The 26,120-nt window shown below is 65.4% G+C and carries 30 protein-coding genes and 1 tRNA gene; 11 read left to right on the forward strand and 20 right to left on the reverse strand.

The genetic code is table 11. From position 1 onward, the window contains the following. Window positions 1-4 precede the first annotated feature (4 nt). A tRNA-Thr gene (locus ACFR9U_RS10915) sits at window positions 5-78 on the forward strand. A gap of 379 nt (window positions 79-457) precedes the next feature. Here the strand turns inward: ACFR9U_RS10915 and ACFR9U_RS10920 are convergent. Next, entirely contained in the window at window positions 458-712 is a 255-nt protein-coding gene (locus ACFR9U_RS10920) for a HalOD1 output domain-containing protein (RefSeq protein WP_247373309.1), read from the reverse strand. Window positions 713-969: 257 nt separating this feature from the next. On the opposite strand from ACFR9U_RS10920, the gene ACFR9U_RS10925 reads away from it, so the two are divergent. Both ACFR9U_RS10925 and ACFR9U_RS10930 read left to right on the forward strand, forming a co-directional pair. Continuing rightward, on the forward strand, window positions 970-1,518 hold the full coding sequence (locus ACFR9U_RS10925) for a DUF1684 domain-containing protein (RefSeq protein WP_247373307.1): 549 nt from the start codon (window positions 970-972) through the stop codon (window positions 1,516-1,518). Between the two features lie 124 nt (window positions 1,519-1,642). Next, entirely contained in the window at window positions 1,643-1,930 is a 288-nt protein-coding gene (locus ACFR9U_RS10930; RefSeq protein WP_247373304.1) for a HalOD1 output domain-containing protein, read from the forward strand. 162 nt (window positions 1,931-2,092) lie between these two features. Here the strand turns inward: ACFR9U_RS10930 and ACFR9U_RS10935 are convergent, their stop codons facing one another. The 5 genes from ACFR9U_RS10935 to ACFR9U_RS10955 form a co-directional block, all read right to left on the reverse strand. Beyond that, window positions 2,093-3,505: a class II fumarate hydratase gene (locus ACFR9U_RS10935; protein WP_247373302.1), complete on the reverse strand. Its 1,413-nt coding sequence runs from the start codon at window positions 3,503-3,505 to the stop codon at window positions 2,093-2,095. A 68-nt stretch (window positions 3,506-3,573) separates the two neighbouring features. Continuing rightward, window positions 3,574-5,145 (reverse strand): PH domain-containing protein, encoded by a 1,572-nt coding sequence (locus tag ACFR9U_RS10940; protein ID WP_247373300.1) that lies wholly within the window; start codon window positions 5,143-5,145, stop codon window positions 3,574-3,576. Next, complete coding sequence (locus ACFR9U_RS10945; protein ID WP_247373287.1) at window positions 5,142-5,603, reverse strand: PH domain-containing protein; 462 nt, start codon at window positions 5,601-5,603, stop codon at window positions 5,142-5,144. Before ACFR9U_RS10945 ends, ACFR9U_RS10940 begins: the two co-directional genes overlap by 4 nt. A gap of 42 nt (window positions 5,604-5,645) precedes the next feature. Continuing rightward, window positions 5,646-6,626, reverse strand: a complete 981-nt coding sequence (fen, locus tag ACFR9U_RS10950; RefSeq protein ID WP_247373271.1) for a flap endonuclease-1 — start codon at window positions 6,624-6,626, stop codon at window positions 5,646-5,648. Between the two features lie 46 nt (window positions 6,627-6,672). Then, entirely contained in the window at window positions 6,673-7,212 is a 540-nt protein-coding gene (locus ACFR9U_RS10955) for a GNAT family N-acetyltransferase (RefSeq protein WP_247373256.1), read from the reverse strand. A gap of 73 nt (window positions 7,213-7,285) precedes the next feature. Here ACFR9U_RS10955 and ACFR9U_RS10960 point away from each other — a divergent pair, with 73 nt between their 5' ends. Both ACFR9U_RS10960 and ACFR9U_RS10965 read left to right on the forward strand, forming a co-directional pair. Continuing rightward, window positions 7,286-7,885 carry a class I SAM-dependent methyltransferase gene (locus ACFR9U_RS10960; RefSeq protein WP_247373254.1) on the forward strand — a complete coding sequence of 200 codons (600 nt, stop codon included), beginning with the start codon at window positions 7,286-7,288 and terminating at the stop codon, window positions 7,883-7,885. A gap of 54 nt (window positions 7,886-7,939) precedes the next feature. Next, on the forward strand, window positions 7,940-8,398 hold the full coding sequence (locus tag ACFR9U_RS10965; protein ID WP_247373251.1) for a DUF3054 domain-containing protein: 459 nt from the start codon (window positions 7,940-7,942) through the stop codon (window positions 8,396-8,398). On the opposite strand, the gene ACFR9U_RS10970 is transcribed toward ACFR9U_RS10965, so the two are convergent. Further along, window positions 8,364-9,602, reverse strand: coding sequence for an MFS transporter (locus tag ACFR9U_RS10970; RefSeq protein WP_282594109.1), 1,239 nt, complete (start codon window positions 9,600-9,602; stop codon window positions 8,364-8,366). The genes ACFR9U_RS10965 and ACFR9U_RS10970 overlap by 35 nt on opposite strands. A 206-nt stretch (window positions 9,603-9,808) precedes the next feature. Beyond that, window positions 9,809-9,973: a DUF7331 family protein gene (locus tag ACFR9U_RS10975; RefSeq protein ID WP_247373240.1), complete on the reverse strand. Its 165-nt coding sequence runs from the start codon at window positions 9,971-9,973 to the stop codon at window positions 9,809-9,811. A 474-nt stretch (window positions 9,974-10,447) separates the two neighbouring features. Here ACFR9U_RS10975 and ACFR9U_RS10980 point away from each other — a divergent pair, with 474 nt between their 5' ends. Further along, a complete protein-coding gene (locus tag ACFR9U_RS10980) occupies window positions 10,448-10,678 on the forward strand; it encodes a DUF8015 family protein (RefSeq protein WP_247373239.1) in 231 nt (76 codons plus the stop codon). A 40-nt stretch (window positions 10,679-10,718) separates the two neighbouring features. Further along, window positions 10,719-11,732 carry an ornithine cyclodeaminase family protein gene (locus tag ACFR9U_RS10985; RefSeq protein WP_247373238.1) on the forward strand — a complete coding sequence of 338 codons (1,014 nt, stop codon included), beginning with the start codon at window positions 10,719-10,721 and terminating at the stop codon, window positions 11,730-11,732. A 14-nt stretch (window positions 11,733-11,746) separates the two neighbouring features. Here ACFR9U_RS10985 and ACFR9U_RS10990 read toward each other — a convergent pair whose 3' ends face one another. The 4 genes from ACFR9U_RS10990 to ACFR9U_RS11005 form a co-directional block, all read right to left on the reverse strand. Beyond that, on the reverse strand, window positions 11,747-12,790 hold the full coding sequence (locus tag ACFR9U_RS10990; RefSeq protein WP_247373237.1) for a presenilin family intramembrane aspartyl protease PSH: 1,044 nt from the start codon (window positions 12,788-12,790) through the stop codon (window positions 11,747-11,749). Between the two features lie 67 nt (window positions 12,791-12,857). Then, window positions 12,858-13,085 (reverse strand): H/ACA ribonucleoprotein complex subunit GAR1, encoded by a 228-nt coding sequence (locus tag ACFR9U_RS10995; protein ID WP_247373232.1) that lies wholly within the window; start codon window positions 13,083-13,085, stop codon window positions 12,858-12,860. Next, window positions 13,082-13,360 carry a signal recognition particle subunit SRP19 gene (srp19, locus tag ACFR9U_RS11000; protein ID WP_247373230.1) on the reverse strand — a complete coding sequence of 93 codons (279 nt, stop codon included), beginning with the start codon at window positions 13,358-13,360 and terminating at the stop codon, window positions 13,082-13,084. The genes ACFR9U_RS10995 and srp19 overlap by 4 nt, the downstream gene beginning before the upstream one ends. 52 nt (window positions 13,361-13,412) lie before the next feature. After that, the gene (locus ACFR9U_RS11005; RefSeq protein ID WP_247373228.1) at window positions 13,413-14,507 is read right to left on the reverse strand and encodes a PGF-CTERM-anchored ABC transporter substrate-binding protein; all 1,095 of its coding nucleotides are present in this window, start codon (window positions 14,505-14,507) and stop codon (window positions 13,413-13,415) included. Window positions 14,508-14,568: 61 nt separating this feature from the next. Between ACFR9U_RS11005 and btuC the strand changes: the two genes are divergently transcribed. From btuC to ACFR9U_RS11020, 3 genes are all read left to right on the forward strand, one after another. Further along, window positions 14,569-15,669, forward strand: coding sequence for a vitamin B12 ABC transporter permease BtuC (gene btuC / locus ACFR9U_RS11010; RefSeq protein WP_345893338.1), 1,101 nt, complete (start codon window positions 14,569-14,571; stop codon window positions 15,667-15,669). Then, entirely contained in the window at window positions 15,666-16,904 is a 1,239-nt protein-coding gene (locus ACFR9U_RS11015) for an ATP-binding cassette domain-containing protein (protein WP_247373226.1), read from the forward strand. The genes btuC and ACFR9U_RS11015 overlap by 4 nt, the downstream gene beginning before the upstream one ends. 187 nt (window positions 16,905-17,091) lie before the next feature. Then, window positions 17,092-18,090 carry an LEA/WHy family protein gene (locus tag ACFR9U_RS11020; protein ID WP_247373212.1) on the forward strand — a complete coding sequence of 333 codons (999 nt, stop codon included), beginning with the start codon at window positions 17,092-17,094 and terminating at the stop codon, window positions 18,088-18,090. Between the two features lie 21 nt (window positions 18,091-18,111). Here the strand turns inward: ACFR9U_RS11020 and ACFR9U_RS11025 are convergent, their stop codons facing one another. Together ACFR9U_RS11025 and ACFR9U_RS11030 are read right to left on the reverse strand one after the other, a co-directional pair. Beyond that, window positions 18,112-19,020 carry a class 1 fructose-bisphosphatase gene (locus ACFR9U_RS11025; protein ID WP_247373199.1) on the reverse strand — a complete coding sequence of 303 codons (909 nt, stop codon included), beginning with the start codon at window positions 19,018-19,020 and terminating at the stop codon, window positions 18,112-18,114. After that, window positions 19,020-19,835, reverse strand: a complete 816-nt coding sequence (locus ACFR9U_RS11030) for a class I fructose-bisphosphate aldolase (protein WP_247373197.1) — start codon at window positions 19,833-19,835, stop codon at window positions 19,020-19,022. Before ACFR9U_RS11030 ends, ACFR9U_RS11025 begins: the two co-directional genes overlap by 1 nt. 209 nt (window positions 19,836-20,044) lie before the next feature. Between ACFR9U_RS11030 and ACFR9U_RS11035 the strand changes: the two genes are divergently transcribed. Next, entirely contained in the window at window positions 20,045-20,908 is an 864-nt protein-coding gene (locus ACFR9U_RS11035; protein WP_247373195.1) for a 3-hydroxyacyl-CoA dehydrogenase family protein, read from the forward strand. Window positions 20,909-20,918: 10 nt separating this feature from the next. Here the strand turns inward: ACFR9U_RS11035 and ACFR9U_RS11040 are convergent, their stop codons facing one another. The 6 genes from ACFR9U_RS11040 to ACFR9U_RS11065 form a co-directional block, all read right to left on the reverse strand. Beyond that, entirely contained in the window at window positions 20,919-21,563 is a 645-nt protein-coding gene (locus ACFR9U_RS11040) for a hypothetical protein (RefSeq protein ID WP_247373180.1), read from the reverse strand. Window positions 21,564-21,565: 2 nt separating this feature from the next. Next, complete coding sequence (locus ACFR9U_RS11045) at window positions 21,566-22,876, reverse strand: outer membrane protein assembly factor BamB family protein (RefSeq protein WP_247373178.1); 1,311 nt, start codon at window positions 22,874-22,876, stop codon at window positions 21,566-21,568. A gap of 96 nt (window positions 22,877-22,972) precedes the next feature. After that, a complete protein-coding gene (locus tag ACFR9U_RS11050; protein WP_247373166.1) occupies window positions 22,973-23,458 on the reverse strand; it encodes a hypothetical protein in 486 nt (161 codons plus the stop codon). Between the two features lie 72 nt (window positions 23,459-23,530). Then, the gene (locus tag ACFR9U_RS11055) at window positions 23,531-24,328 is read right to left on the reverse strand and encodes an amino acid ABC transporter ATP-binding protein (RefSeq protein ID WP_247373164.1); all 798 of its coding nucleotides are present in this window, start codon (window positions 24,326-24,328) and stop codon (window positions 23,531-23,533) included. Next, the gene (locus ACFR9U_RS11060; protein ID WP_247373162.1) at window positions 24,325-25,026 is read right to left on the reverse strand and encodes an ABC transporter permease; all 702 of its coding nucleotides are present in this window, start codon (window positions 25,024-25,026) and stop codon (window positions 24,325-24,327) included. Before ACFR9U_RS11060 ends, ACFR9U_RS11055 begins: the two co-directional genes overlap by 4 nt. A 4-nt stretch (window positions 25,027-25,030) precedes the next feature. Beyond that, window positions 25,031-26,029 carry an ABC transporter substrate-binding protein gene (locus ACFR9U_RS11065; protein ID WP_247373150.1) on the reverse strand — a complete coding sequence of 333 codons (999 nt, stop codon included), beginning with the start codon at window positions 26,027-26,029 and terminating at the stop codon, window positions 25,031-25,033. Between the last annotated feature and the right edge of the window lie 91 nt (window positions 26,030-26,120).

Genomic DNA, 26,120 nt, shown 5'->3' on the forward strand with positions numbered 1-26,120 from the left:
CTGTGCCAGGGGAGCTTGGGTGGTTCAAGCACCCGACTTGTAATCGGGAGTTCGAGGGTTCAAATCCCTCCCCTGGCTTTCTGCGACGAGTTTACGTGACGAGCGAAGGCCACATATGGGTTTGAACGAGAGGAGACGCGCAGCGAAGCGAGCAGTCTCCGCGTAGTTCAAATCCCTCCCCTGGCTTTCTGCTGCGAGTTTTCGCGAGGAGCGACGCTCACATCCCGTGAGCACCCCCATCGCGGACCGATCCCTGCGATGTCGAGTAGACAAATTGATACGTCAACACACCGCATTTCCGGTGAAACGCCGAACGCTGACTCGTTAGCGTCTGGTCTCTCCGATCCGTCAGACCACCTACTGGAACAGATATATCGTCCTGTGGAGTAGAAACCGAAATCGTCGGGCGGGTGGTGCAACGGGACACCGTCGCACAGGGAGTAGACGCGCCGGTTCGTTACTGGTCAGTCGTCCGTACGTCGATGGAGCCGTCGACGGAGACTGTCACGTCGTAGCCACAGTAGCGGAACGAAACGTGCCCCGACTGCCGGGGCACTTCGGAGATGGACTCACAGAACCGCGTGAGGGCGTCGGGATCAAGCACGTCGTGGAGGGGCGTGAGTTCCGACGGTGCGACCTCTTCCCGGGTTGCAACTGCCTTCGCGATCCTCTCAGAAAGCCGCTGGCAGTCGGATACCTCTGGGTCAGACACTGGATGAGCCATATATAATATGCATAATACACTCAATAATAAACCGGTTATGGTAGTCATAACAATCTGTTAGTGATTATTGTTAGATGGAAAGAACCTTGCATGCTTCCGATTTCGACTGGTGGCGTGTGTAGCGTCTGATCCCTTTTGGCGACGCAGCCTGAGGTGTTGTGTCGGTGTGGTAAAATACTGCCGTCTATTCACGGTGGGATGGTCGAGACGCTGGACTGATAGCGTTCGACCGAATAGGGCCTCTCGTGACCGACGACACCGACGATTGGGTCGAACAACTTCGAGCCAACCGGCGCGAGAAGGACCGATTCTTCGCCGAGCACCGCCAGTCCCCGATTCCGCCGGAAGAGCGTGCCGACTTCGACGGTCTCGATTACTTCGAACCGGACCCGGCGTATCGGGTCGAGGCGACCGTCGAGCGGCACGACGATCCCGACCCTGTCGAGATGGAGACGTCCGACGATCGAGCGGTTCGGTACCTGCGACTGGTCACCTTCTCGTTCGAAATCGATGGGGACTCGTACGTTCTCCACGGGTACCGCCAGGAGAGCGACGACTCGGCGACGCTCTTCGTTCCGTTCCGAGACAAGACGACCGGCCACCAGACGTACGACGGGGGACGCTACATGGAACTCGAACCCGAACGCGACCTCCGAGACGGTGACGAGGTGACCATCGATTTCAATCTCGCGTATTCGCCGTTCTGTGCGTTCAGCGACACCTTCTCCTGTCCGCTGCCGCCCGAAGAGAACTGGCTGGAAACGACGATCGAAGCCGGCGAACGCGCGCCGTAAGCCCCAACCGCCGGATTGCTGCGCCGTCCGCACGTCTCCTCTACATTTTCCCACGTGTTTGGCGTTTTATACAACCGCTGTGCGGTGCCGAATATATATACCATCTCAGTCGAAATCCTATGGTATGCCCCGCGACGAAGAGGAGTTCGCGCCGAAGCATTTTCAGTTCGATCCTACTGAGAACGAGCCGACGTACGTCATCGTTGAGACGATCGCCGACCTGGAGGGAGTCAGCTCAGACGAACTACCGTCTCTGTACGACACGATCGACCACGTGGTCGACCACTTGTTCGCTAACCCTCCCATTCCCGAAGCCCAGGTTCAGGTCACGTTCACCTACGCCGGCTACCGAATAACGCTGAGTCAAGACGGATCCGCGACCTTCCTGCGAATCCCGGCTCCGGATCGGTGAGCGTAGCGACTCGATTCACGCGGACTCGCTGAGCACTTTACTTACGGCAGTAGACAACGCGACGAGCGGCCTCACAGCGACGGAACTGCGAGTTCAGAAAAAAGCACGCGGACAGTGCCGGCGTTCGGCTGCTTGCTGTGGATTCGGGATGATTCTCCGAGTTCAGTCGTCAGCCGACAGGATGCCTCGCACGGTCATCTTCGCCGGGTCCAGCACGTCGTCGACTTCGTCTTCGTCGAGGTAGCCCTTCTCCAGGACGACTTCGCGGATGGTCTTGTCTTCCTTGAGCGCGGTCTTTGCGACCTCGCTGGCCTTGTCGTAGCCGATTGCCGGGTTGAGTGCCGTCGCCAGCGCCATGCTCTGTTCGACGCGTTCCTCGCAGTGTTCCTGGTCGGCTTCCAGTTTGGCGACGAACTTCTCGGCGAACACCTCGCTGGCGTTCGTCAACAGCTTCGCGGACTGGAGGAAGTTGTGCGCGAGCACGGGCTTGTAGAGGTTCAGGTCGATCTGGCCCTCGGCCGCGCCGTACTCGACGGCGGTGTCGTTACCGACGACCTGCTTGTGGGCCTGATTGACTGCCTCGGCGACGACCGGGTTGATCTTCCCGGGCATGATCGAGGAGCCGGGCTGGTTCTCCGGCTGGTCGATCTCGCCGAGCCCGTTGCGCGGGCCGGAGGCGAGCAGGCGCAGGTCGTTCGCCATCTTGTTCAGCGAGCCCGCGATGGTGCGGAGCTGGCCGTGGGCTTCGGCCATCGCGTCGTGGGCGGCCTGGGCCTCGAAGTGGTTGTCGGCCTCGCGGAACGCCAGACCGGTCTCCTCGCTGATGTACTCGGCGGCGAGTTCCGGGAAGTCCGGATGCGTGTTCAGGCCGGTCCCGACGGCGGTGCCGCCGAGGGCGAGTTCGCCGAGGTGCTCGCGCGTGCTCTCGGCGCGGACGATGCCCTTCTCGACCTGGGTGCGGTAGCCGCCGAACTCCTGGCCCAGAGTGACTGGCGTCGCGTCCTGCAGGTGGGTCCGACCGGTCTTGACGACGTCCGCGTACTCGTCTTCCTTCTCCGCGAGGGCTTCCTGGAGCGTCTCTAGCGCGGGGATGAGGTCCTTCTCGACGGCCTCCAGGGAGGCGATGTGCATCGCCGTGGGGATCACGTCGTTGCTGGACTGCCCGAAGTTGACGTGGTCGTTCGGGTGGATCTCGCGCGTGCCGATCTCGCCCCCGTAGATCTCGGTCGCCCGGTTGGCGATGACCTCGTTGGCGTTCATGTTCGAGGACGTGCCCGAGCCGGTCTGGAACACGTCGACGGGGAACTGGTCGTCGTGCTCGCCGGCGATGACTTCGTCGGCGGCCTCGATGATGCACTCGGCCTTGTCCTCGGGAACGAGTTCGAGTTCGAGGTTGGCCTGTGCGGCTCCTTTCTTGACGATCCCGAGCGCGCGGACGAACCGGCGCCCGAACGTGATCCCCGAGACGGGGAAGTTCTCCACGGCGCGCTGGGTCTGTGCGCCCCAGTACGCGTCCGCGGGCACCTGCATCTCGCCGAGACTGTCCCGCTCAGTGCGATAGTCGTCGTCAGACATGCTCGTCCGGACCTCCGACCGGAACGGTCCTAAAATGATGTGATATGCTGCTCGGGGGACGACCGCACCTACTCTCCGAGTCCGAGACTCGCCTGCAACCGGTCGCGATTGTGAGCGTACAGTCGCTGTGCGTCCTCGTCGTCGACGTCGTACGCCGTCGCGTCGCGCTGGCCGAGCAGCGACGAGGTGGCGGTGTCGGCGGTCAGATGCGCCAGGCCGAGCCGTCGCTGGAAGATCGACCGTTCACGGACGACCGTCTGCAGGCGATAGTACGGCACGACGCGGATGGTCTGGCGCCAGAACCCCGAGCGGACGACGAAGTACTCCTCGCCCGCGTCGTACCCGCGGTGTTTCCACTTGAGGTGGGCCGCCGGCGGGACCAGCACGACGAGCAGCAGCGGCGTGAACCACAGCGAGAAGTTGCCGACGACCCGCGCGATGACTGCGAAGACGCCCGTCAGCGCCAGGACGACCAAGAGATAGCGGACCGCGTACCGTCGCCGTGCGCGTTTCGGCGGTCGGGTGAACTCGAAGTCTTCGAACGGTTCCAGCGCGCGGGCGAGCGACAGCGTCCGGTCGCGCTCGGCCAGGGGGATCGCGGCCTGTGGGCCGCCCTGCCCGTTCTGCTGGCCCGGGCTGTAGCCCGCGGTCTCGACGCTCAGTCCCGCGTAGCCCAGCGTCCGCATCAGGACGTTCTCCTTGACGGTGAGCGTCTGTATCTTGTCGGTCGGGATCGACCCGCTGTAGCGCTGGAGGAGGCCCCGTTCGTACACCAGGTCTTCTCCCTGTCGACCCAGCGTGAAGTCGTAGTACTCGGTGAACGTCGCCAGCGCGCTCAGTACCCACGAGGCGACGATCGCGAGGACGATACCGACGATGCCGGCGATGAGCGCGAGATCTGGCGTCGACGTGACCGCACCGGGTGCGGGTTCGATGCCGGTGTACCGGGCGACAGTCCCGACGACGAAATCCTGGACGAGCGGAAAGCCCACGAGGAGGAAGACGATCGACGCAGACCGGAACGAGGCGGCGGCGAGCACCAACAGTTCGCCCGATCCGAGCGAGAAAAGCGCGGTGGGCTGGCCGGCGGTGTCTCTGGGTTCGGGTGCCGTCGTCTCGTCACCGGCTTCGGGTGTCGCGGGGGATTCTGCAGTCGTTTCCGCCGCAGCGTCTGCAGTTCGCGTCTCGCCCCGCGCCGCCGCTCGCCGCTTCCGAATCTCGGTCTGCAGTCGCCGCGCTTCGTCGGCCGCGACGAAGTTGAGTTCGGCTTCCGTCTCGGAGCCCCCGGCAGTTTCGACGCGGACGACCGCGACGCCGAACAGCCGATGGAAGATGCGCTCGGTGACGTCGACGTTCTGGACGCGGCGATAGGGGATCTCTCGCTCCGTTCGGCCGACGACGCCGCTGTTGATGTCGAGCGTGTCCGGCGTCAACTCGTACTCGAAGCGGTAGTAGTAGGCGACCTGGTAGCCCACGCCCAGGAGGAAGGCCACGGGGAGAAGCGCCAGAATGAGCCCGGTCCGCTGAGCAGCGCCGGGAACGGCGACGTTGGCCATGCCGAACAGGAAGAACACGAACGACGCCGCGAGCACCCCGCGCTGCAGCGAGCGCGTCACGGCGCTCAGCGGATGGAGTTTCATACCGCGTCCTCCGGCTCGCTCTCGATCGCGAGGTCACGCAATCGGTTCCGCAGTGCGCGTGCGTCCTCGACCGTGAGGCCGGGCACCGTCACGTCTGCACCGCGGGAGCCGGCGGTGTAGACGACGACCTTGCCGAGGCCGAGCGCGCGGTCGAGTGGGTCTCGCTGCGTGTCGACGTGCTGGACGCGGACGTAGGGCACTGCCGTTTCGACCTGGGTCACCACGCCGCGTTCCAGTTCGAGCGCGTCGGCCTGCAGTTCGTACCGCCATCGGCGATAGAGTGCCACGATGTACAGGACCGCGAGCACCAGGAGTATCGCGGCGACTCCGACGCCGAGCAGCGGTGTGATCGCGAGGACGAACCGGTCCAGTGCGGTCACGATCCCACCCAGAACCGCAACGAGGAGCAGCGCCAGGAGTCCCCACCGGAGTCGAACGCGGGGATGGAGGGCGTTCATACCCGTCACGAGTAGTCGAATCAGTGAAAAAATACCGGAACGTTACGTCCAGCGATCCAGGCCGGTCTGGACTGTCGCGTCCTCGATGCGTTCGAACCCGCGTTCCACCTCGTCGGCCGCGACGCCCCACTCGTCGACGACGTACTCGCGGGCCGCACTCAGTTGCGGTTCGATCTCGGTCTCGAAGCTCACGTCGTCCGTGACCGGCGGGTTCAAAAACAGGTCGCGGATGCGATCGGTGTGCTGGATGTGGACGTTGCGAGCCTCGAAGACGCCCCAGATGTCGCCGTGTTCTTTGACCGCTTTCACGGCGGTCTTGGGGCCGATCCCGGAGATGCCCTCGTTGAAGTCCGTCCCGCAGAGGATGCCGATGTCGACCAACTGCTCCCAGGTGACGTCGTGTTTGTCGAGAGTCGCGTCCAGTTCCATCAGCTCCGGGTTGCCGCTGGACGTGAGCTGTCGGAGGGTCAGGGGCGAACCGAAGAGCAACGCGTCGTAGTCTTCGGTCCCGGCGTAATCGACGCTCCCCGTGCGTGCCATGTGGGCCGCCTGGGCTTCCCCTTCTGCCGGCGCGTCGACGACTGGGATATCGAGCAGGCCGAGCAGTTCACGGGTCGTCTCGACGATGGTGTCGGTCAGCCGTTGCGTTCGGGATTCGAGCGTCGCGACGGTTTCTGCGTCCCCTTCCTCGCGGGCGGCTTCGAGCTGTTCTTCGTACCGTTCGCGCTGTTCTCGCCGCTTTTCGACCTCGTCTTCCTTGAGGTCGGTGACGCCGCCGTCGAAGACGAACACGGGCGTCACGTCGTGCTCGAGGAACTTCGGGAGGCCCTGGACGACGCCGATGAGGTTGGCCACTTCCTCGCCGTCGGTCGTCGTGTACGCCGACTCGCGCGTAAAGCGGACCGTCGTCGTCAGATACCGGTACAGCCAGTTGTGGGCGTCGACCGCGACGACCGACCCCGCCAGGTCGTCGTACGCCACGTCCTCGATGACCGCGATGTCCCGCAGATCTGCGTTTCCCATTGGCGTCCCGTACGAGCGGCCACCGTTTGAATCTCCCGACAGGACGCTACTGCGGGACGTCTACGACCCTCGGCGGCGTCGACTCGGTTCGCTCGGCCAGAAACGTCTCCTCGGCGTCCGAGAGGTCACGCTCGCGATACACGTCGAGTCCGGCCCGATACGCATCAGGAGATCGCGCGCTGGGGAACGCCAGTACGAGTTCCGCGACGCCCGTCTGCTCGCCGGTGTAGCCAAAGCCCGCGCGGTAGAGCGCCTCGAACGCGAAGGGGTTGTTCACCCCGATCTTGACGGTGTCGTAGCCGCGGTCCCGCGCACGCACGGCGACGAACCGGGCCAGCCGCGGGCCGATCCCCTCGCCGCGGTTGTCCTTGTGGACGGTGATGTAGCGGAGCCAGAGGGCGTCGGCGTCGGTGCGGTCCTCGTTGAACGCGACGGCGGCGACGAGGCGGTCCTCCCCGTCGACTCGCTCCCGTGCGACGGCCTTGCCGGTGTTGGTCATCACGAACTTCCCGGCGTAGCTGAACTGTTCGTGGTCGAGTCGCAGCTTCGGACCGTCGGGGGGCCACCCCAGGACCGCGTACTCCATACTGGTTCCTGTCGCCGCCGGCGCTTCAAGACTGTGACCCAGTACTGAAGGCGGTCCCGGCCGGTGTTCGGGTATGGCACAGCCCGAGAGAGGTGCGCCGTCTCGAACCGGCGACATCTCCGTGTTCGACCGGCTCTCGCCGCTGTACGACCAACTCCGGCCAGCGACGGACCCGTCGACGCTCGCGCCCGGCCTCGCACGCGCCGAGCGCGAGATCGAGCGCGTTCTGGACGTGGGTGGCGGCTCGGGGCAGGGCGTCCGGGCGCTCGACGTCCGGGAGGGAATCGTCGCCGACGCTGCCCCCGGCATGTTGCGACGGGCGAAACGACACGGCCTGGGGGCAGTCGCTGCTGACGCCAGTCGACTCCCCTTCGCGGCCGAGAGCGTCGACGCCGTGATCGTCCTCGACGCGCTCCACCACATGGCGAATCCGGAGTCCGTCGTGGCGGAAGCTGCTCGCGTCATCCGACCCGGCGGCGTGCTCGTGATTCAGGAGTTCGATCCGACGAGGCTTCTGGGGCGAGCGCTCGTCGCCGGCGAACACCTTCTGGGCATGGATTCGGTGTTCTTCGCGCCGGGCGACCTGGAGGCGATGGTACGGGGCGCGGGACTCGCGGCGACGATTCCACGCACGGGATTCGAGTACCTGGTCGCCGGGGTGAAGCCACGATAGACCTGGCACGCCGAAGGCGAGACACACAAGTTCCGTCGGTCCGAACGGCGAGCTATGAGTTCCGTGGCCGAGTGGATCAGAGACCGCGTCGACACCTCGCGGACGACGGTAGGACTGTTTGCTGGCGACGTGGCTGCGATCACGTTGTTCGTCGTTCTCGGCGAGCTCAGCCACGGGATCGATCCAACAGCTGTCCCCGGGTACGTCATCACGAACACGCTGTCGCCGTTTCTCGTCGGCTGGCTGCTGGTGTCGATCCCCGTTGGAATGTACGGCCCAGCGACGGACGACTCCCGCTCGAAACTTGCACTCCGCACCGCGGGGGCCTGGTTCCTCGCCGACGTCGTCGCGCAAGTGATCCGTGCGACTCCCTACATCAAGGGCGGCGCGAGTCTGGAGAACATCGTCGTGTTCGGTCTCGTCTCCTTCACCGTCGGCGGCACGCTGCTGGTGTTCTGGCGGGTCGGAACCGCAGTCGTCACGGCGCGGCGGCGGTCGACGGCGCTCGCGTGACGAGATACGCGCCGAGCCCCGAAGCACAGGCCGCCAGCCCGGCGAGCACGACGAACAACTGGTTCGCCGAGAAGTAGGTCAACATCGTCCCCGCGACGACGGCACCGAGGGCACCGACGCCGAACACGCCGAGGTACGTGAATCCGTAGGAGAGTCCGCGTGCGCCGGCGGGCGTGTATTCGGCGACGCTCGCCTGGTAGAACGGCTGGACGAAAAACAGGAAAAAGCCCAGCAGCGCTGCGACCGGAAGCAGGGCGAGCAGTCCGAACTCGGCGGCCGGGAGGAACATGAGCGCGACGACGGCCAGCGCGGCGAACCCTGCGAGGATGCCGTACTCCGGGCGCCCGCGGTCGGTGAGCTTGCCGGCGACGTACTGGCCGAGCACGCCGACCATCAGCAGTCCGACGTAGACGTAATCGCCCGGTTCGTAGGTCTGGCTGCCGATTTCGACGGGCGTCAGCGCGGGCACGTTGTGCAGGAGTTCCGGCAGGAACGTGAGTGCGCCGCGGTAGTAGAGCCCGGAGAAGAACGTGACGGCGAACACGACGGCGAAGGCGCTGGCGAACAGCGTGCGCGCAGTAGAGACGAACTCCCCCAGCGATTCGACGCCGCTCCCGGCGCGTTCGTCGCCGCCACCGTCAGTGGCCGCGACTGCGGCGCGCTCGTCGATGTCCACTCGGACGGCGAACGCGGCGGCGACGACTGCCGGAATCGTCAGCAGGCCCGCGACGAGCCGCCAGTCGAAGGTCACGAGCAGGAGGATCGTCAGGAGCGGGCCGACTGCGATGCCGACGTTGCCCGCCATCCCGTGGTAGGCGAAGGCGCTGCCGCGCTGTTCGACCCCGCGGCTGATGAGCGACAGGCCGGAGGGGTGATAGACGCTCGCTGCGACGCCCCAGATCGCCAGTGCGAGGCCGATGAACGCCGGCGTCGGCGCCACGGCGAGCACCAGGAACGACGTGCCCATCCCGAGGAGACAGGCCGTGATGAGCACTCTGGCGTCGATGCGGTCGACGAGGACGCCACTTGGGAGTGCGCCCAGACCGAACAGGCCGTACCCGACCGCGACGAGCGCACCGAGCGTCGCCTCGTTGACGGGGAACTGGACGAGTCCGAGGTCGATGACGGCGAACTCCGAGAGCCAGATGGGGACCAACACCGGGATCGACAGCTCGTAGGTGTGGACCATCGCGTGTGCAACCATGACGAGTCCGACGATGGACCGGTCGTTGCTGTTCACACCACGATGTTTACCGTTGGACCGCTTGAACGCGTCGGTTCAGCGGAAGAATAGCCGGTCCTATGGCACCAAACGAAGAAGCGACGGTCGATGCCTCGTCTCGAGGGAGTGACCTCAGAGAGGCTGATGGGCCGCTATTTCGGTGTGTTCACCGACGTCGGGTCCCCGTCTCAGCAGTGTTCCGTGATCGAGACGGCCACGCTCGTTTGAATCCACGCTTTGTGGTTTTCGCGGTCGTAGATTACGAACTCCTCTTCGCCGATGTTGAGTTCGGCGTATCGCTCGTCAGTGCTGGTGCCTGCAACGTCGTCGTGGTCCGTATTGTGGATGCTCATGGGTGAATGCTGCGGGTTGCGTGCCGCCTCGTTACCTCCGTGTAAACATGTCACACAATATTGTATAAAGGCAACTCCCCAATTATCATCGCAGAAAATAGAAGAACAGCCACTGTAACGGGTGCTGCCGGGACTTTCCACATATAATATTGTTGTGGTCAGTTCAGACTTCAAAACAGGGGCGCGGGGCACGCTCGCCTGAGTCGATTCAACGTTTTCATCGGGTCCGTCGGATCGAGATCGTCCCGCTAAGTGGGGATTCACCGTCGGAACGGGGTTGCGATAGCTGGGCTTACGATTCTTCGCCAGTACCCACCCGACTGCTGTCTGGCGGTTTCGATCTCATAACTTATGGAGATTATATCAGTATATCACTCAAAATCCTCAGAGTAAATATTCGGTGCCTACGCGAAATACTATACAGTGCCTATGGGAAACACTTATACCGATACCAATCGTATCTTCAGACACATTATGACGGGATATTATGACCTTATTCTCGGGCTCATTCCACTGGCGTTGGCAGGGATCACTGGCGCACTCAGTGTCGTGGGCCTGAGTCTGACGACCGCCGTTCCGCTCGCCTCCGTAGTTGCACTGGGCCTCGTCGGCCACGCGATGTTCGTGAACGCTCCCGTCAATACGCCGGTCGAGCCGCCGGTCGAATCGCCGAACAGACAAGACTCGACGTTCTCTGCGGATTAACTCCCTCACTTCTAAGATGCCTTCCGACGAATCGGAGGGCATGAGTGACGACGCTGCAGTCGAGGCACTATTCCTCAGAAGCGACGAACTAGCAGATCTCGCAACCCCCGCCGAATACGTCGACGCCGTCCGCGACGGTTACAGACAACGCGGCGAGGGTGCACCGGCCGAACCGCGGACGAAACTCCTCAACGAGGACCCCCCCGGATTCTTCACCAGTTACCTCGCCATCCTCCCCGAGACGGGGGCGATGGGGAGTTACACATACGGTGCCGGGTTCGGCGCTCGCGACGCGCACTTCATGCTCTCGCTGTACGACGCCGAGAGCGGCGAGCCGCTGGCCCTGCTGGACGGTGCGAGCCTGAACCCGTTCAAGACGGGTGCCGCCGGCGCCGTCGGCATCGACGCGCTCGCAAATCCCGAGGCTTCCTCGCTCGCGATCATCGGCAGCGGCGCACAGGCCCGTGGCCAGCTCCGGGCCGCGGTGACCGTTCGAGACCTCGACCGCATCGACGTCTACTCGCCGACGAAGGAGAGTCGCGAGTCGTTCGCCGCCGAGATGAACGAACAACTCGACCCGACCGTGGCCGCCGTCGCCTCAAGTGCGGCCGCCGTCGAGGGCGCGGACGTCGTCATTACGGCTACCAACGCGAGCGAACCGGTGTTCGACGGCGACCTGCTCGAAGACGGGGCCCACGTGACTGCGATGGGGCAGTACGACACACAGAAGCGCGAGGTCGACGCGACCACGATCGAACGCGCGAAGTACGTCCCCGACCTCCGTGACCGCATTCACCAGGACGCCGGCGCGTTCATGCAGGCCGTCGAAGAGGGCGTCGTCACTGAGGATCACGTCCACGCCGAACTCGGCGAAGTCGTCGCCGGACACGCCCCCGGTCGAGAACGCTCCGACGACGTCACGTTGTTCGACAGCGGCGGCACGGCCATCGAGACAGTGGCCGCAGCGTACATGCTCTACGAGAAAGCCGTCGAGCGAGGACTGGGGGAACCCCTGGCGTTCGCGCGGGCGAGCGACGCGCTGACCGGTCGCTGAGCCGACTGCTGCTTCTACAGATACGTCGCCAGGCCGATCGCTTCCAGCAGGGGAATCCCGCTGGCGAGCGCGCCGACGAGGTAGCCGGCGATCGTCCCGCCGTTGAGCAGCGGGAGTCCGGCGTGGGCAGTGCCTTTCAGCACCATCCACAGCAGGACGGCGAGACCGACGAGCGTTCCGAGCATCGCAGTCAGCGCCGGCAGCGTCACCGTCAGGCCGGCGAGCCCGAACGTCGGGATTCCTGCCGGCGAGAAGAACGCGGCGCTGGCGACGAGCACGGTGGGAATCACGGCGTCGCCGAGGCCGATGAACAGCGCGTCCCGGTCCATCGGGTCGGCCTCGATGTCGTCGGGAGCCGCGTCCGCGTCGGCTGCTGAATCCGTTTCGTCGGCTCGCTCGTCGCCGCCGTTCGCTGCCGCCTGGTCGCCTTCGTCCGCCGGGTCCGGCATGTCCGCCGACAGGAACGAGTACGACAGCGTGAGCGGAACGACGAGGACGATCGGCACCTTGAGGTCCATCACGCCGGAGGCGAGCGTGAGCATGTGCTCGGTCCCGTAGACGCTAATCGCGTCGTAGATCGCCAGGACGGTCAACAGGAGGATGGCGGGCAGGAGTCCGAAGCTGATGCCGAACAGCCCCGCGGCCCCGGCGCCCATCACGACGCCCGACGCGTCGATGACGTACCACTCGGGATAGGCGTAGAGGGCGACGCCCAGCAGGAGCGACGCGGCCACTGCCGCGACGTTCAGGCCCCCGTACGTGACCAGCGGCGGCACGACGACGCTGAACACGTACCACGAGAGGTAGACCCCGGACGCGACGATGAACGCCCGGATGAGCCGCTCGACGTTGTACCGGAAGATGAGGAGCATGAAGACCGTGGCGACGAGAATCGCACCGACGTAGACGAGACTGTTCGTCGGGTCCTGTGGGTTCTCGACCGCCTGATAGCCGGCCTGTTTGAACGGCTCGACGAGCGCCAGCGAACCGAGCTGGACGAGCAGAAAGATGACCCCGATAAACGCCGAGGCCAGGAGGGCTCGCGTGCGTTGATTCATACCTGCTTCTCTTCGCGGCTCTGATTTCAGGATTGCGAACCGGGAACCAAGCAGGGCTGGCGCTCGCTCACCGGGCGTACAGCGGTTTCCCGAACAACGTCGGCAACCGAACGTCCTCGTTCGGCGAGACGGCGACGAACGGTCGGTCGACTGGCCCGAACACGTCCACGACGCGGCCCACGTCGTTCAGGTTTTCGTCGACGACGTCCATGCCGAACGCCGGGTGGTCGTCGTCGGGGCAGCGCACCACGGCGAGGTTCTGGGCGGTGCGAACCACTTCACCGACGCGTTTCATGACCGGAGGACGTCGAGGTAGGCCGCGACGGCGCCGAGCAGGTCGCTCTTGGTCGCGTCGTCGGCGTCCTTGACGAGGACGCGCCCGCGTGGCTCCCACTCGCGCGGGTACTGCTTGTCGCGCTCGATCTTCGAGTCGTACCCCACCTGTTGGACGGCTTTGGCGATCTCGTCGACCGTCGGCTCCGATACCGCGAGGTTCTCGCTGACCCGCCGCCCCTCCGAGCGGGTCAGGTCCGCGTCCAGAAAGGCGGGCCAGATGACGTTTTCCACCATATGTGTCCCTCAACTGCCCGCGGCTTAAGGGGTTTTCTGGTCTGTCCGTCGATTACGACCGGCGTGCGAGCAGCGCGACGGCCAGCAGCGCGGTCAGGGCGACGCCGGCGCCGAAGCCGGGACCGCTGGAACTGGTCTGGGTCGTCCCCGTCTCGTTCGGCGTCGTCACGTTCGCCATCGTGACCGACTCGTTGGCTGCGGCCAGTTCGTTCGGATGCCACTGCTTCGCGAGGCGCGTCAGCGGCACCGTCACGCGCGGCCCGGGCTGGCTGATGTAGTCAGGGTTCAGCTCGACGATCTGCCCCTCCTGCATGGCCGTCGTCTCGTTGTAGGCGTTCGCCTCCGGGAGCGACGCGTGGCCCGGATAGACGAGCCACTCGGGGTTCTGATCGACGGCTACCTCGGGGCTGAGCTGCCCGTAGCCGGTGATTCCAACCTCGGTGGCGACGTTGTTCCCGCCGGCCGTCTCGACGACGTCGTCGATGTGCGTCTCGCTGCCGGCGGTCATCCCGAAGAAGTAGTACAGCACCGTGGGCCGCTGGTCGGCCTGCTCGGCGGCGTGCTCGACCGTCTCGACCTGGAGGCGGAACTCGTTGGCCCGTTCGGTGCCGGCGCTGCAACTCCCGACCAGTTCGCCGACGGTTTCGAGGTTCCCCGCGATCTCGTCGAGCGACTCGACTTGCTCGAAGTGATACACCGTGAGTCCCGCGCGCCGCAGTTCGCGAACCGTCGCGGGGTCCGTGATGTTCGACGCGAGCACGACGTCGGGCTGGAGGCCGACGACCTGCTCCGTGTTGACGCTCAGGTCCTCGTTTTTGACGTTCGTCTTCCCGCTCCGGTCGTCGAGATACGAGGTGTACTGGGTCTTGGGCATCCCGACGACGCGATCCTGCGCGCCGATCTCCCAGACGAGCTGTGCGTCGCTCGGCTGGAGGACGACGATACGTTCGGGTTTCGAGTCGATCGTCACCTCGGTCCCCGTCGCGTCCGTCGTCGAGACCGGGAAGGAGCAGTCGGACTGCGCGGGCGCCGTCGCCCCGAGTCGGTCTGCGGGCCCAGTGCTCGCGTCGGTCGCTGTGGCGATTCCACCTGCACTGACGCTCACGAGGAGGAGACAGATCGTGAGCGCTGTCGCGCGTATTGTCATCGGTCAGTAGCTCGGTTCGTATCCAATAAATATTTGCATACTGCAACCAAGGTTGTAAGTCGTGCACAGGGGTGTCCGGACGGCGCTGTTGTCGGGCGGCCTCCTGCTACTCGTGGTTGCCGTGATGCTCGGCAGCGCGACGGTGGGACCGGTAGCGATCGGACTACCAGTCGTCGCGAAGGCCGCACTCAACGCCCTCGGAATTCCCGCTGGACTGTCCGTTTCCATCGAGCCAGCCCGGACGCTCTGGGTGACATTGCCAGTTCCCGTTCCGGACGTCCACTACGTCTACCCGTTCTCGTTTGCCGTCCCGGGCGCGAGCGAGGTGATCGTTCGACAGGTCCGGCTGCCGCGCATCGCGCTGGCGGCGGTCGTCGGATTCGCGCTCGCCGGCGCCGGTGCGGTGATGCAGGGCTTCTTCCGGAATCCCATGGCGGACCCGTCGATCATCGGCGTCTCATCGGGGGCGGCCGTCGGTGCCGTCGCCACGATCGCGTTCCCGCTCGCAGTGCCAGTCGGCCTCCAGCCGGCCGCCTTTCTCGGCGCACTGGCCGCCGCGTTCGGCGTGTATCTCATCGCTAACGACGGTGGGCGAACGCCCGTCGCGACGCTGCTGCTGGCCGGCGTGGCGGTCCAGACGCTGCTCGGTGCTGCCGTCTCCTACATGCTGTTGCACGCCGGCGAGAGCATGCGACAGGCCGTCTACTGGCTGATGGGGCACCTCCACGCGTCGACCTGGGCGGAAGTCGAACTCACGTTCCCCCTGGCGGTGCTGGCGTTCGCCGTCCTGCTCGCGTACGCGCGGGATCTGAACGTCCTCCTGCTCGGCGAGGTCGACGCTCAGACGCTCGGCATCGACGTCGAGCGGACCAAGCGAATCCTGCTCGCGCTCTCCAGCGTCATGACCGCTGCGGCCGTCGCCGTGGCGGGAATCATCGGCTTCGTCGGGCTCATCGTGCCCCACGTGATGCGGCTGCTGGTCGGTCCCGACCATCGCGTCCTGTTGCCGACGAGCGCTCTCGCCGGCGCGGCGTTCCTCGTCGCCACCGACACGCTCGCGCGATCCGGGCCCGCCGAGGTCCCCGTCGGAATCGTCACGGCGGCGCTCGGGGCGCCCTTCTTCCTCTATCTCCTGCGGACCCGGGAGGTGCACGCGCTGTGATCGCCGTCGAGGACGTGACGGTCACACGCGGCGACCTCCCGGTGCTGGAGGGCGTCTCGCTTTCGGTGTCGGAAGGGGAGTTCGTCGGTGTGGTCGGTCCCAACGGCGCCGGCAAGACGACGCTCCTGCAGACCATCAACGGCGTCCTCACGCCCGACGCCGGCACTGTCACCGTCGGTGGACTGAACGTCCACGAAGAATCGGCTCGCGCCGTGAGCCGGCGTGTCGCGACAGTCCCGCAGGAGGCCACCGTCGGCTTCGAGTTCAGCGTCGCCGACATCGTCGAGATGGGGCGGACGCCCTACGCGTCGCGCTTCGGCAGCCCCGAGTACTTGACCGATCACAGATACGTCCAGCGCGCACTGGACCGCACCGACACTGCGCAGTTCGCGGACCGGTCCATCCGCGAGGTCAGCGGCGGAGAGCGCCAGCGAGTGCTCCTCGCCCGCGCGCTCGCGCAGGACGCTCCGACGCTCGTCCTCGACGAACCGACAGCGAGCCTGGACGTCAACCACCAGGTTCGCACCCTCTCGCTGGTGGCCGACCTGGTGGCTGAGGGGAAAACCGCCATAGCAGCGATTCACGACCTGGATCTCGCGGCCCGGTTCTGCGATCGGCTGCTGCTCCTGTCCGACGGCTCGCTCGTCGCCCGGGGCTCACCAGAGACGGTCCTCGACAGCGAGTACCTCGACGCCGCTTTCGAGACGACGACGGCAGTCGGGATCGACCCCGTCACCGGCACTCCTTCGGTCACGGCGATGGACGACTCGTGTGCGCGCGAGGGCCGCGTCCACGTCGTCGGGAGCGGTGCGATCGGTGCGCGCGTCCTGTCCCGGTTACACCAGGGCGGATTTGACCTCACCGCCGGACCGCTGCCGCGCGGTGATCTCGCACTCGAAACTGCACGCGGTCGGGACGTCGAGACGATCGCAGTGCGGCCGTTCGAGGCGCTCGAACCGGCGACCGAGCGCCGACTCGATTCGTTCGTCGACGAGGCCGCCGTCACCGTGGTCGCCGACCCGCCGCTGGATCCGAGTGGTGCGATCCTGGACGCAACAACCACCGCCAATACCTTGGTCGTGGTCGACCCAGAATCGGTCGTTTCGCCGATGGACGACGAGGATACCGCGCAGTACGATCGGTTGCGAGAGCGCGGCGTCGTGACTGATACAAAGTCAGTTCTCGAAACAGTGGTCACGGCGACGGCAGGGCAGGAAGTCTCTTCCGACGACTGACCCGGATCAGCCGGTTGTGCACTCGGTCTCCCTCAGGTGTCGGGATCGCAGCTCGTCGGAGGGGCCGTTCGAGTGGCCGGCAATTGCCCGAGCCAGCGGACTGGTCTCAGGTAAGCTGGACTTACCACAGTCGGGTGGAGTGAAGCGTCGAAGGTCGGTTTTGCGTGGCACGCGAAGGGAGAAGGCAATGTCCGGCAGCAATGGCAGGGGGCTTCTGTCAGGTAGCCACAGCAGACTCCTCGGGGCGGTGGTCACGGTGGTGGTTCTGGGCGTCGTTCTCATCGGGTCCGCGACGGCGATCGGCGTGCTCGGGATGCCGCGGGTAGCCGGTATCGACAATCACCTCGTCGGTGCGAACCAGACGACGACGACGGTCCAGTCGGACCTGACCGTCACCAACCCGAACCCGTTTCCCATCCCGCTCCGGCGGGCGGACGTCGCCTACACAGTGTACATGAACGGCATCCCGGTCGGTGACGGCCAGGAATCCGGCGTCTCGCTCCCGGCTGGTAACTCGACGGTCGAACTCCGGACTGGCCTGGAGAACGACCGGGTCGTCGAGTGGTGGCGCTCGCACGTCCGCCGCGGTGAACGGACCAACCTCACGGTCAGTGCGACGCTCCAATCGGCACGGCTGGACGAATCCCTGTCGCGCCGCGTCGCCGATCGCACGGTGCGGACCGACGTCATCGGCGCGTTCGAGACAAACGAGACGGTTCCGGTGAACGCCAGTCGCGAGGTCGTGTCCGATCCGGTCCTCTACGTGAACGAGACGAACGCACAGTGGGCCAACGTGACCCGGAACCGGACCGTCGTCCGGACTGAACTCCGAGTTTACAATCCGAAATCGTTCGCCGCCCCCGTCACCGGCGTGACGTACGACGTCGGGATGAACGGCGTCGCCGTCGCCAACGGCTCGACGGAGAACCTCACGGCGATTCCGGCCAAGTCACACCGGAACGTGACCGCTCGAGTGGTGATCGACAACGGCAAACTCGACGAGTGGTGGGTCACGCACGTCGAGCGCAACCAGACGACGACCGTCAGCGTCGATTACGCCGTCGGTCTCGACCTCTCTGCGTACGGCTACGGAAACCGGACGGTATCACCGGACCCGATCAACCGAACGTTCCACACCGACGTGTTCGGAAAGCAAAAGAACGGAACCACGCTCGCGTTCGACTGAGGGCGAGAACGGCGAGTCCGACTACTCCGCGAGTGCGGTTTCCAGTCGGTCGACGAGGTCCTCGTTGCCGACGTGGACCGGGACGCGCTGGTGGAGTTCCGTCGGCTCGACCTCCAGCAGCGACTGCGTTCCATCAGACGAGCGCCCGCCCGCGCATTCGATGATGTAGCCGATGGGGTTGCCCTCGAACTGGAGACGGAGCTTACCGTTCGGCGCTGACTCCAGCGCTGGATAGGCGAAGATACCGCCGTACTCCAGGACCTGGCTGACGTCGCCGATCATCGCCCCGCCGTACCGGAGCTTGAGTTCCTGTTCGACGTCGTCGACGTACGAAGCGAAGTCGTCGGGCCAGTCCGGTACCCGACCACCGAAGCCGTACACGACGGGGTCGTCGGGGAGTGTGACGTCGTCGTCGACGACGCGCCGTTCCGCGTCCGCTCGCGGGTCACTTCCCTCCCCGCTCGCGCTTTTCGAGGCGCTTCGCGCCTCGCTGTCGATCACGTACTCTTTGACTTCGCCGTCCCGTGCGACGACCATGTTCGTGATGGGGCCATAGAGGACGTACGCCGCGGCTTTCAGGTGTTTCCCGGCCGCAGGCAGCGGCTCGTCGTAGATAGCGACGATGGTCCCCATCACGTTGTTCGATTTGAGGTTCGAAGAGCCGTCGAGCGGGTCGCAGGCGACGTGCAGGTGTCCGCCATCGTCGGCCTCGACGATGTCGTCCCGTTCCTCGCTGGCGTAGCTCGCGACCGCGTCGATTGCGAGCAGTCGGTCCTCGATGAGTTGGTCGGCGTGGATGTCCGCCGCCAGCATCTGCTCGCCCGAGGGGTTCTCGTCGGTCTCGTACTCGCGACGACCGGTCAACCCGGCTCGCACGTCGGGAGCCGTCTCGGTCACCACGTCGAGAACCGCCGTGATGGCGTCGCTCATCACTCTGCTTCGGGTGCGGCTGCTTCGGCGGCGTCGAGCGCTTCCTCGACGGTGCTCTCCTCGAAGATGACCTTCTCCAGGGCGTCGAGGATGCGTTCGGGGTTCTCGCGCTGGAAGATGTTCCGACCGACGGCGAGGCCGGCCCCACCGGCGTCGATGACGGACTTGACGTTCGAGAGGAACTCCTCGTCGGAGCGCTTCGAACCGCCGGACATGACGACCTTGGTCTTGCCGGCCACGCGGACGGTCTCCTCCATGGCTTCCTTGCTGCCGGGGTACTTGACCTTCGCCACGTCGGCACCGAGTTCGAGGCCGAGGCGCGCGGAGTACGCGATGCTGTCGGGTGTGTTCGCGTTGCGCAGGCCCTGGCCGCGCGGGTAGGACCACATGACGCTGGCCATGCCGTAGTCGCGGGCTTTCTCCTGGGCCTCACGCCACTCCTCGACCATCTCGATTTCGTTGTTCGAGCCGCCGTAGACGGTGAAGCCGATGGAGTCGGCACCGACCTCGTGGGCGTAGTCGACCGACCAGTTGACCGCCGAGTCGGGTTCCCCGCGCCAGAGGTTGGACGTGCCGTTGAGCTTCGCCAGCAGATTCACGTCGTCCTCGTAGGAGGGATAGTAGGCTTCGGCGATGCCCTTCTGGACCGCGATGGAGGTGACTGCGTCGTGGGTCGCCACGTCGAAGACGTGTTCGGGGTTCGCACTTTCCGGGACGTCCTCGAAGTCGACCGGGCCGTGTTCGAGGCCGTGGTCGTACGCGAGAATAAGCACCTTCCCATCACGGGTCAGTGGACTGTCGTCGATAGGGATCATTACATCATTTGCTCCCCCACGTTCGCTAATAATCTTGTTGGACCCTCTCGGCGAGAAATGTATCCGGATCCGAGTTTCGAATCGGTGTGCCGACCTGTGGGCGGGCGAGGTGCTTCGATACCCAGGCGTGAGCGGAGTGGCTACACTGTTCTTGCGGGAACTGCAGGACGGACGCCAGGCTTACGCTACCGCGAGTGGTGAATCCATCCATGAACACGACCGACGACATCGATACGATCGGCGTAGTTGGCGCCGGGACGATGGGGCACGGCATCGCCCAGGTCGCCGCGACCAGCGGCTACGAGGTGGTGATGCGGGACGTAGAGCAGGACCTCGTCGACGAAGGGATGGCCGGAATCGTGGACAGCCTCTCGCGATTCGTCGACAAAGACGAACTCGGTCAGGACGAGGCCGACGCCGCCCGTGACCGAATCACGGGCACCACCGACCTCGACGCGCTCGCGGACTGTGAGTTCGTCGTCGAAGCAGTTCTGGAAGACATGGACGTCAAGCAGGACGTGTTCGCCGATCTGGACGAGATCACCCCAGACGACGTGGTCCTGGCGACCAACACGAGCACGCTTTCGATCACGTCGATCGCCAGCGTGACTGACCGTCCGGAGAACGTCGTCGGCCTGCACTTCATGAACCCCGTCCCGCTGATGGAGGGCGTCGAACTCGTCGTCGGGGAGCGAACCGATCCCGGGGTCGTCGAGTTGGCCCACGACCTCGCCGAATCGCTGGGGAAGACCACCTGGGAGTCCGACGACAAGCCCGGATTCGTCACGAACCGCATCCTGATGCCTTGGCTGGCAGAAGGCATCCGGGCGTTCGACGAAGGCGTCGCCTCCAAGGAAGACATCGACCGGGGGATGACCCTCGGGACGAACGTCCCCATGGGACCGCTGACGCTGGCCGACCACATCGGGCTGGACATCTGTCTCGACGCCATGGAGACGCTGCACGCGGAACTCGGCGACCGTTACCAGCCGCCCTATCTGCTCAAACGGAAGGTCGAGGCCGGCGACCTCGGGAAGAAAACCGGAAACGGATTCTACGACTACGAGGACTGATTATTTCGACTCAGCTCTCTGCCGACTCCTCGTCGGGTCGCGGGACTGGCGCAGGATGGGTCCACAGGTCGATGCCGACGGCGACCCACGCGGCGCCGACGGGCAGCGTCGCCACCAGCCCACCGACGTTTTCCAGCCCGATGTACGAGAAGTAGGGCGTCAAGATCGCTGCAGCGCCGAGCGCGTATCCCGGATACGGGCGAGCAGTCAAAACATACCCGACAACCAGCGCCACCAGCGATGGGACGAACACGAGCACGCCGATCCCGCCGGCGGCCAGCGAGAGCAGGTCGGCGGTCGCCCCTTCCGCCGCGCCCCGTCCGGTCGAGAGGTACGTGAGTCCCACGACGCTGAGAGCGGCAAACGTCAGTCCGATCACTGCGCCGACGCCGCCCCACCGTCGCCACCGACCGGCCACGGGGCGATCGCGGAGCACCAATCCGAGCAGGCCGGCGACCAGGCAGACGGTCGCGACGGCGGTCAATCCCGGTATCACAGCCCGCTGTATCCACAGAGGGGAGAACGGGTCGGGATGGAACACGTACGAGTCCGTCTGCGGAACCCCGTACCACCGACCGGGGACGGCGACCAGGACCGAGAGGACGCCGCCGAGGACGGCGACGAGACCGAACAGCCGAGTGCGCTGCTCGTTCACGGTCAGTCACCTCCACCGCTCGTCGACTGCGTGCCGACGGCTGCGACCGTTCCGCCTCTCGTGGTGGCGACCATCGCTCCGTCCAGGAGTGCCGGGGGCGTGGGCCACCCGCTCGGTTCGCGCTCCCCGTGCAGTGCCCACAGCGCGTCACCGAGGTCGCTGGTGAACGCGACGATGCTCTGCACCGAGGAGGGCCCGCCGCTGGTGGGGACGACACCGAACGCGAGGTCGCTGGTGGCAGCGACCACCGCGCCGCTGCCGACGTCCGAACACCACCGGGAACGCGGTTTCTTGCCGTCACGCCTGTCGAGCGCGAAGGTCGCCGCGCCAGCCTCGCCCGGTTGTTCCACTACGTAGATGCTGTCCGGCGTGACCACAGGGGTCTGGAGTTCCCGGTAGTCGCCCCGGCTGAACGTCCAGGCGATCTCACCGTTCGCGAGGTCGATCGCGTGGAGGCCACCGCTGCCGTTCCCGACGAAAGCAGTTCCGTCGGCGACGACCGCGTAGGTGTGGGCGTCGACCTCGGCTCGCCACCGCTGCTCGCCGCTGGCCGCGTCGACGCCGACAGTCGCGCCGTCGACTGGCAGCACCACAGTCCCGTCGCTCACCGCGGGCGGGTCCTGCGACGCCTGCCACGAGATGGACCGGCGCCAGCGTTCGCGGCCGTCGCTCGTCGCGAGCGCGACCAGCGTCTCCTCGCCGGCCGCGTACACCGTGTCACCTACGACCGTCGGCGATCCCGCACCCGAGAGCCCGTCGGTCCGCCAGCTGACGCGTCCGTCCGAGCCGTCTAACGCGAAGACGCCGTCGGTCGTGCCGACGTAGACGCTCCCGTCCGACCCGACGGCCGGCGTGGCCGTGTTCGCCTCGTATTCGTAGAGGGTGTCTCGGGTCGTCGGCGAGATCGAGGGACTTCGCCAGCGAGGCGTGCCGGTCGTGACGTCGAGTGCGTGGACGCGGGCGCTGTCGGCGACCGCCACGGTCCCGCCCCGGACGACCGGGCTGCTCGCCGAGAGTCCGCCCGCGTCCGTGTCCGGAAGCGGCAGGTCGGTCCGCCACCGGAGCCCAACCTCTTCGGTCGGGGGCCCCGTCTCGGTGTAGCCGCTGTTCGCGGAATCGGCGTGCAGCCCCGGCCAGGAACCGCTCGGGGCCCCACCGAACGGTCCCACTGGGGAGTCGCCGAGGTCGATTCGCTTCTCGGGTGTCGGGTAGCCAGAGTCCGGACACGACGAGGAACAGCCCGCGAGCAACGCGGACCCGGCGAGCGCCGCGCCACCAGTTTTGAGGACGTCTCGTCGGCGGAGGGACGGCATTGCGGAGACGCACTCGGTGCTCAGATAAAAAGACACCTGACTGAAGCAACGGTTCGAGCCGCGCCGTAGCGGGACCCCGTCGGCGAGTCCTGATCGCTACGCCTCTTCGAGGGCCTGTTCGAGTGTCCTGAGATCTGCCGCCAACGACTCGAACTCTTCGGTGACGTCGTCGCGATCGCCGAACTGCCGTTCGGCTCGCACGCGGGTTTCTTCGGCGTCGTCGCGCAGCGATTCGAGCTCTGCCTTGAGCGCGTCGCGGCGGTCGAGGAGTTCAGCGACCTGTTCCGCGAGTTCGTCGATGTCGGCATCGCCGACGAGGTCGTAGTCGTCGTAGAGGCCGTCGCCGATCGCACCGTGGCCTGCACCAGTAATCTCGTAGACATCGCCTTCGGACGCTTCGGGGCTGGTCACGAGACCGAGGGTATCGAGTTGTTGGCAACGATTTTCTGCTGCGTCCCGATCGAGTCCGGTGGTCTCGACGACGGTTTCGACCGTCGCACCGTCGGCCTCGTCGATGGCCTGGAGTGTGACGATGGCCTCCCAGTCGAGGACGTCCTGTAGTTCCGATAGCGTCGGTGACATTCGTATCGACGCCGAGGACTGCCGGCCGGGTAAGCGTTTTCGAGTCGGAACGATACATTGACGGGGCGGGTCTCAGTCGGTCACTGCTGGCTGCGTCTCCGAATCGTACATGAGCTCCCCGCTGACGAACGCCTCCGTGCGTGTATCGTTCGGGTCCTCGAACAACTGACTCGGCGGCCCGACCTCGACGACTTCGCCGTCGTACAGGAACGCCACGCGATCTGAAATCCGCTCGGCCTGGTGCATGTCGTGGGTCGCCACGATCACGCCGACTCCCCGGTCGCGCGCCCGGAGGACGGCGTCCTCGAGAACTGCCGTGTTCCGCGGATCGAGGTTCGACGTGGGCTCGTCGAGCAGCATGACGTCGGGATCGACGGCGAGCGCCCGCGCGAACGCGACTCGCTGGGCCTCACCGCCGGACAGCGACAGCGCGTTCTGGTCCGCCTTCTCCACGAGGCCGACGGTATCGAGCGGCTCCCGGATCGAATCCGGGAGCGATCCGTTCCGCGTCGATCCGAGGAGTTGGGCTTTGATTCGCTCGCGCCAGGATCGACGCACGTGCAGTCCGTATCGCACGTTCTTCGCGACCGGCGCGTTGAACAGACTCGGTTCCTGAAACACCATGCTCAGTCGGCGCCGAATTGACAGCCGGTCGTCCTCTGAGAGCGACCAGATGTCCCGATCGTTCCACTCTATCGTGCCACTGTCCGGCCGCTGGAACAGCGCCAGGAGTCGCAAAAGTGTCGTCTTCCCCGTTCCAGACGGTCCGACGACGGTGAGCACCTCGCCCGGAGTCACTTCCAGCGAGATGTCTCGTAGCACGGACTCGCCGCTGAAGCCGACTGCGACGTCGCGTGCGCGAAGACTCATGACGTCCCCCGTCCGCGACCCTGACTACGTATCCACGATCCAAGGCCGTTGACCCCCAGTACCAGGAGTAGCAGGATCGCTCCCAACACGAGCCCGATCTCGTAGCGACCCTGGCGGGCTTCGACGGTGATCGCAGTCGTCAGCGTTCGGGTGTACGACTGGCCGTCGCTGAACACGATGTTTCCGCCGACGATGAGGATCGACCCGACCTCACTGATCGCGCGTCCGAAGCCGGCCAGCACGGCCGTGACGATTCCGTAGCGTGCTTCCTTGATGACGACGAGGCCGACGTCCAGTTTCGTCCCGCCCATGGCGAACGCAGCGTCACGGATGGGTTGGCCGATGCTCTCGACGGCTGAGAGGCTGATGCTCATGATCACCGGCGTCGCGAGGATGAACTGCGACGCGATCATGGCCTGTGGCGTGAACGCGAGTTGGAGATCGCCGAGCGGCCCGCTGTTCGAGAGCGTCATGAGGACGACCAGCCCGACCACGACGCTCGGGAACCCCATTCCGGTGTTGATGACGGCAGTCACCACCCGTTTCCCGGGGAAATCGGTGAACCCGATCACGAGTGCGATGGGCAGACTGACCAGGGTGCTCAGTCCCACGGCCGTGACGCTCACGTACAGCGACACGACGACGATGCTGACGATGTATCCCCAGCCACCCTCGGGAAGCAGCTGTAGGAGCGTCATCAGCTCAGAAATCCGCGGGTACCTGTTCGTCGACCCAGTAGAGGAACTGCTGGTCTCTTCGGGAGAGGCTCTGTGCCTGTTGGGCGGAGTAGCCCTGCGGGACGTACTCTCCGAAGGTCGGCTCTTCGCTGACCGCGTTCGGGAAGAACAGCTGTGAACCGTTGGCGGTGTAGTTCTCGATCATCGACTGGCCCTTCGGACTCGTCAGGAAGCCGATGTACGCCATCGCCGCCTGGTAGTTCACGTTCTCGTACTTCGCGGGGTTGACCGCCATCACGCCGTAGGGATTCTTCAGGAGGACCGGACCGCCTTTGAGCGGGCCCTGGACGTGGATGACCAGCTCGATCTCGTCTTTCATCGAGAGGTACGTCCCGCGGTCGGCCAGCGTGTACGCGCCGGTCTGGCTCGCCTGGGTGAGCGTATCGCCCATCCCCTTTCCGATCGCCTGATACCACTGGCCGCTCGGGTCGACGCCGGCCTCGTCCCAGATGATGAGCTCTTTCTTGTTCGTCCCCGAGTCGTCGCCCCGAGAGACGAACGTCGACTGCTCCCGAGATATCGTGTTGAACGCGTTCGTCGCGCTTCCCATACCGTTGATTCCGGCCGGATCGTTCTCCGGGCCCACGATGACGAAGTCGTTGAACATGACGTCGCGCCGGTTGACACCGAACCCGTCCTGCATGAACTCGTCCTCGGCGTTCCGCGCGTGGACCAGAATCACGTCGGCGTCACCGTCCCGCGCCGTCCGGATACTCGCTCCCGTCCCCTTCGGGATCGTCTTCATCGTGATACCGTACTTGTTCTCGAACACGGGATTCAGCTCGCCGAGCAGCCCGGTATCGTACGTGCTGGTCGTCGTCGCGAGCACCAGCTCGTCGTCGCCGATGGCCCCGGACCCCTGCTCCGTGGTGGTGTCGTCGTTGCTCGGAAGGCTACACCCAGCGAGTCCGAGTGCTGCCCCGGCCCCCGCCGCTTGCAGAAACCGCCGTCGATGTATCGGCATAAGTATAACGGGCTTCTGCAGGTATTTAACCTTTTCACTGAGAAAGCGACGATCGGTTTCGGGACCGCGCTCAGGCGCCCGTCACGTAATG

The sequence above is a fragment of the Halorientalis brevis genome (assembly GCF_042678165.1).
Lineage (GTDB): Archaea > Halobacteriota > Halobacteria > Halobacteriales > Haloarculaceae > Halorientalis > Halorientalis brevis.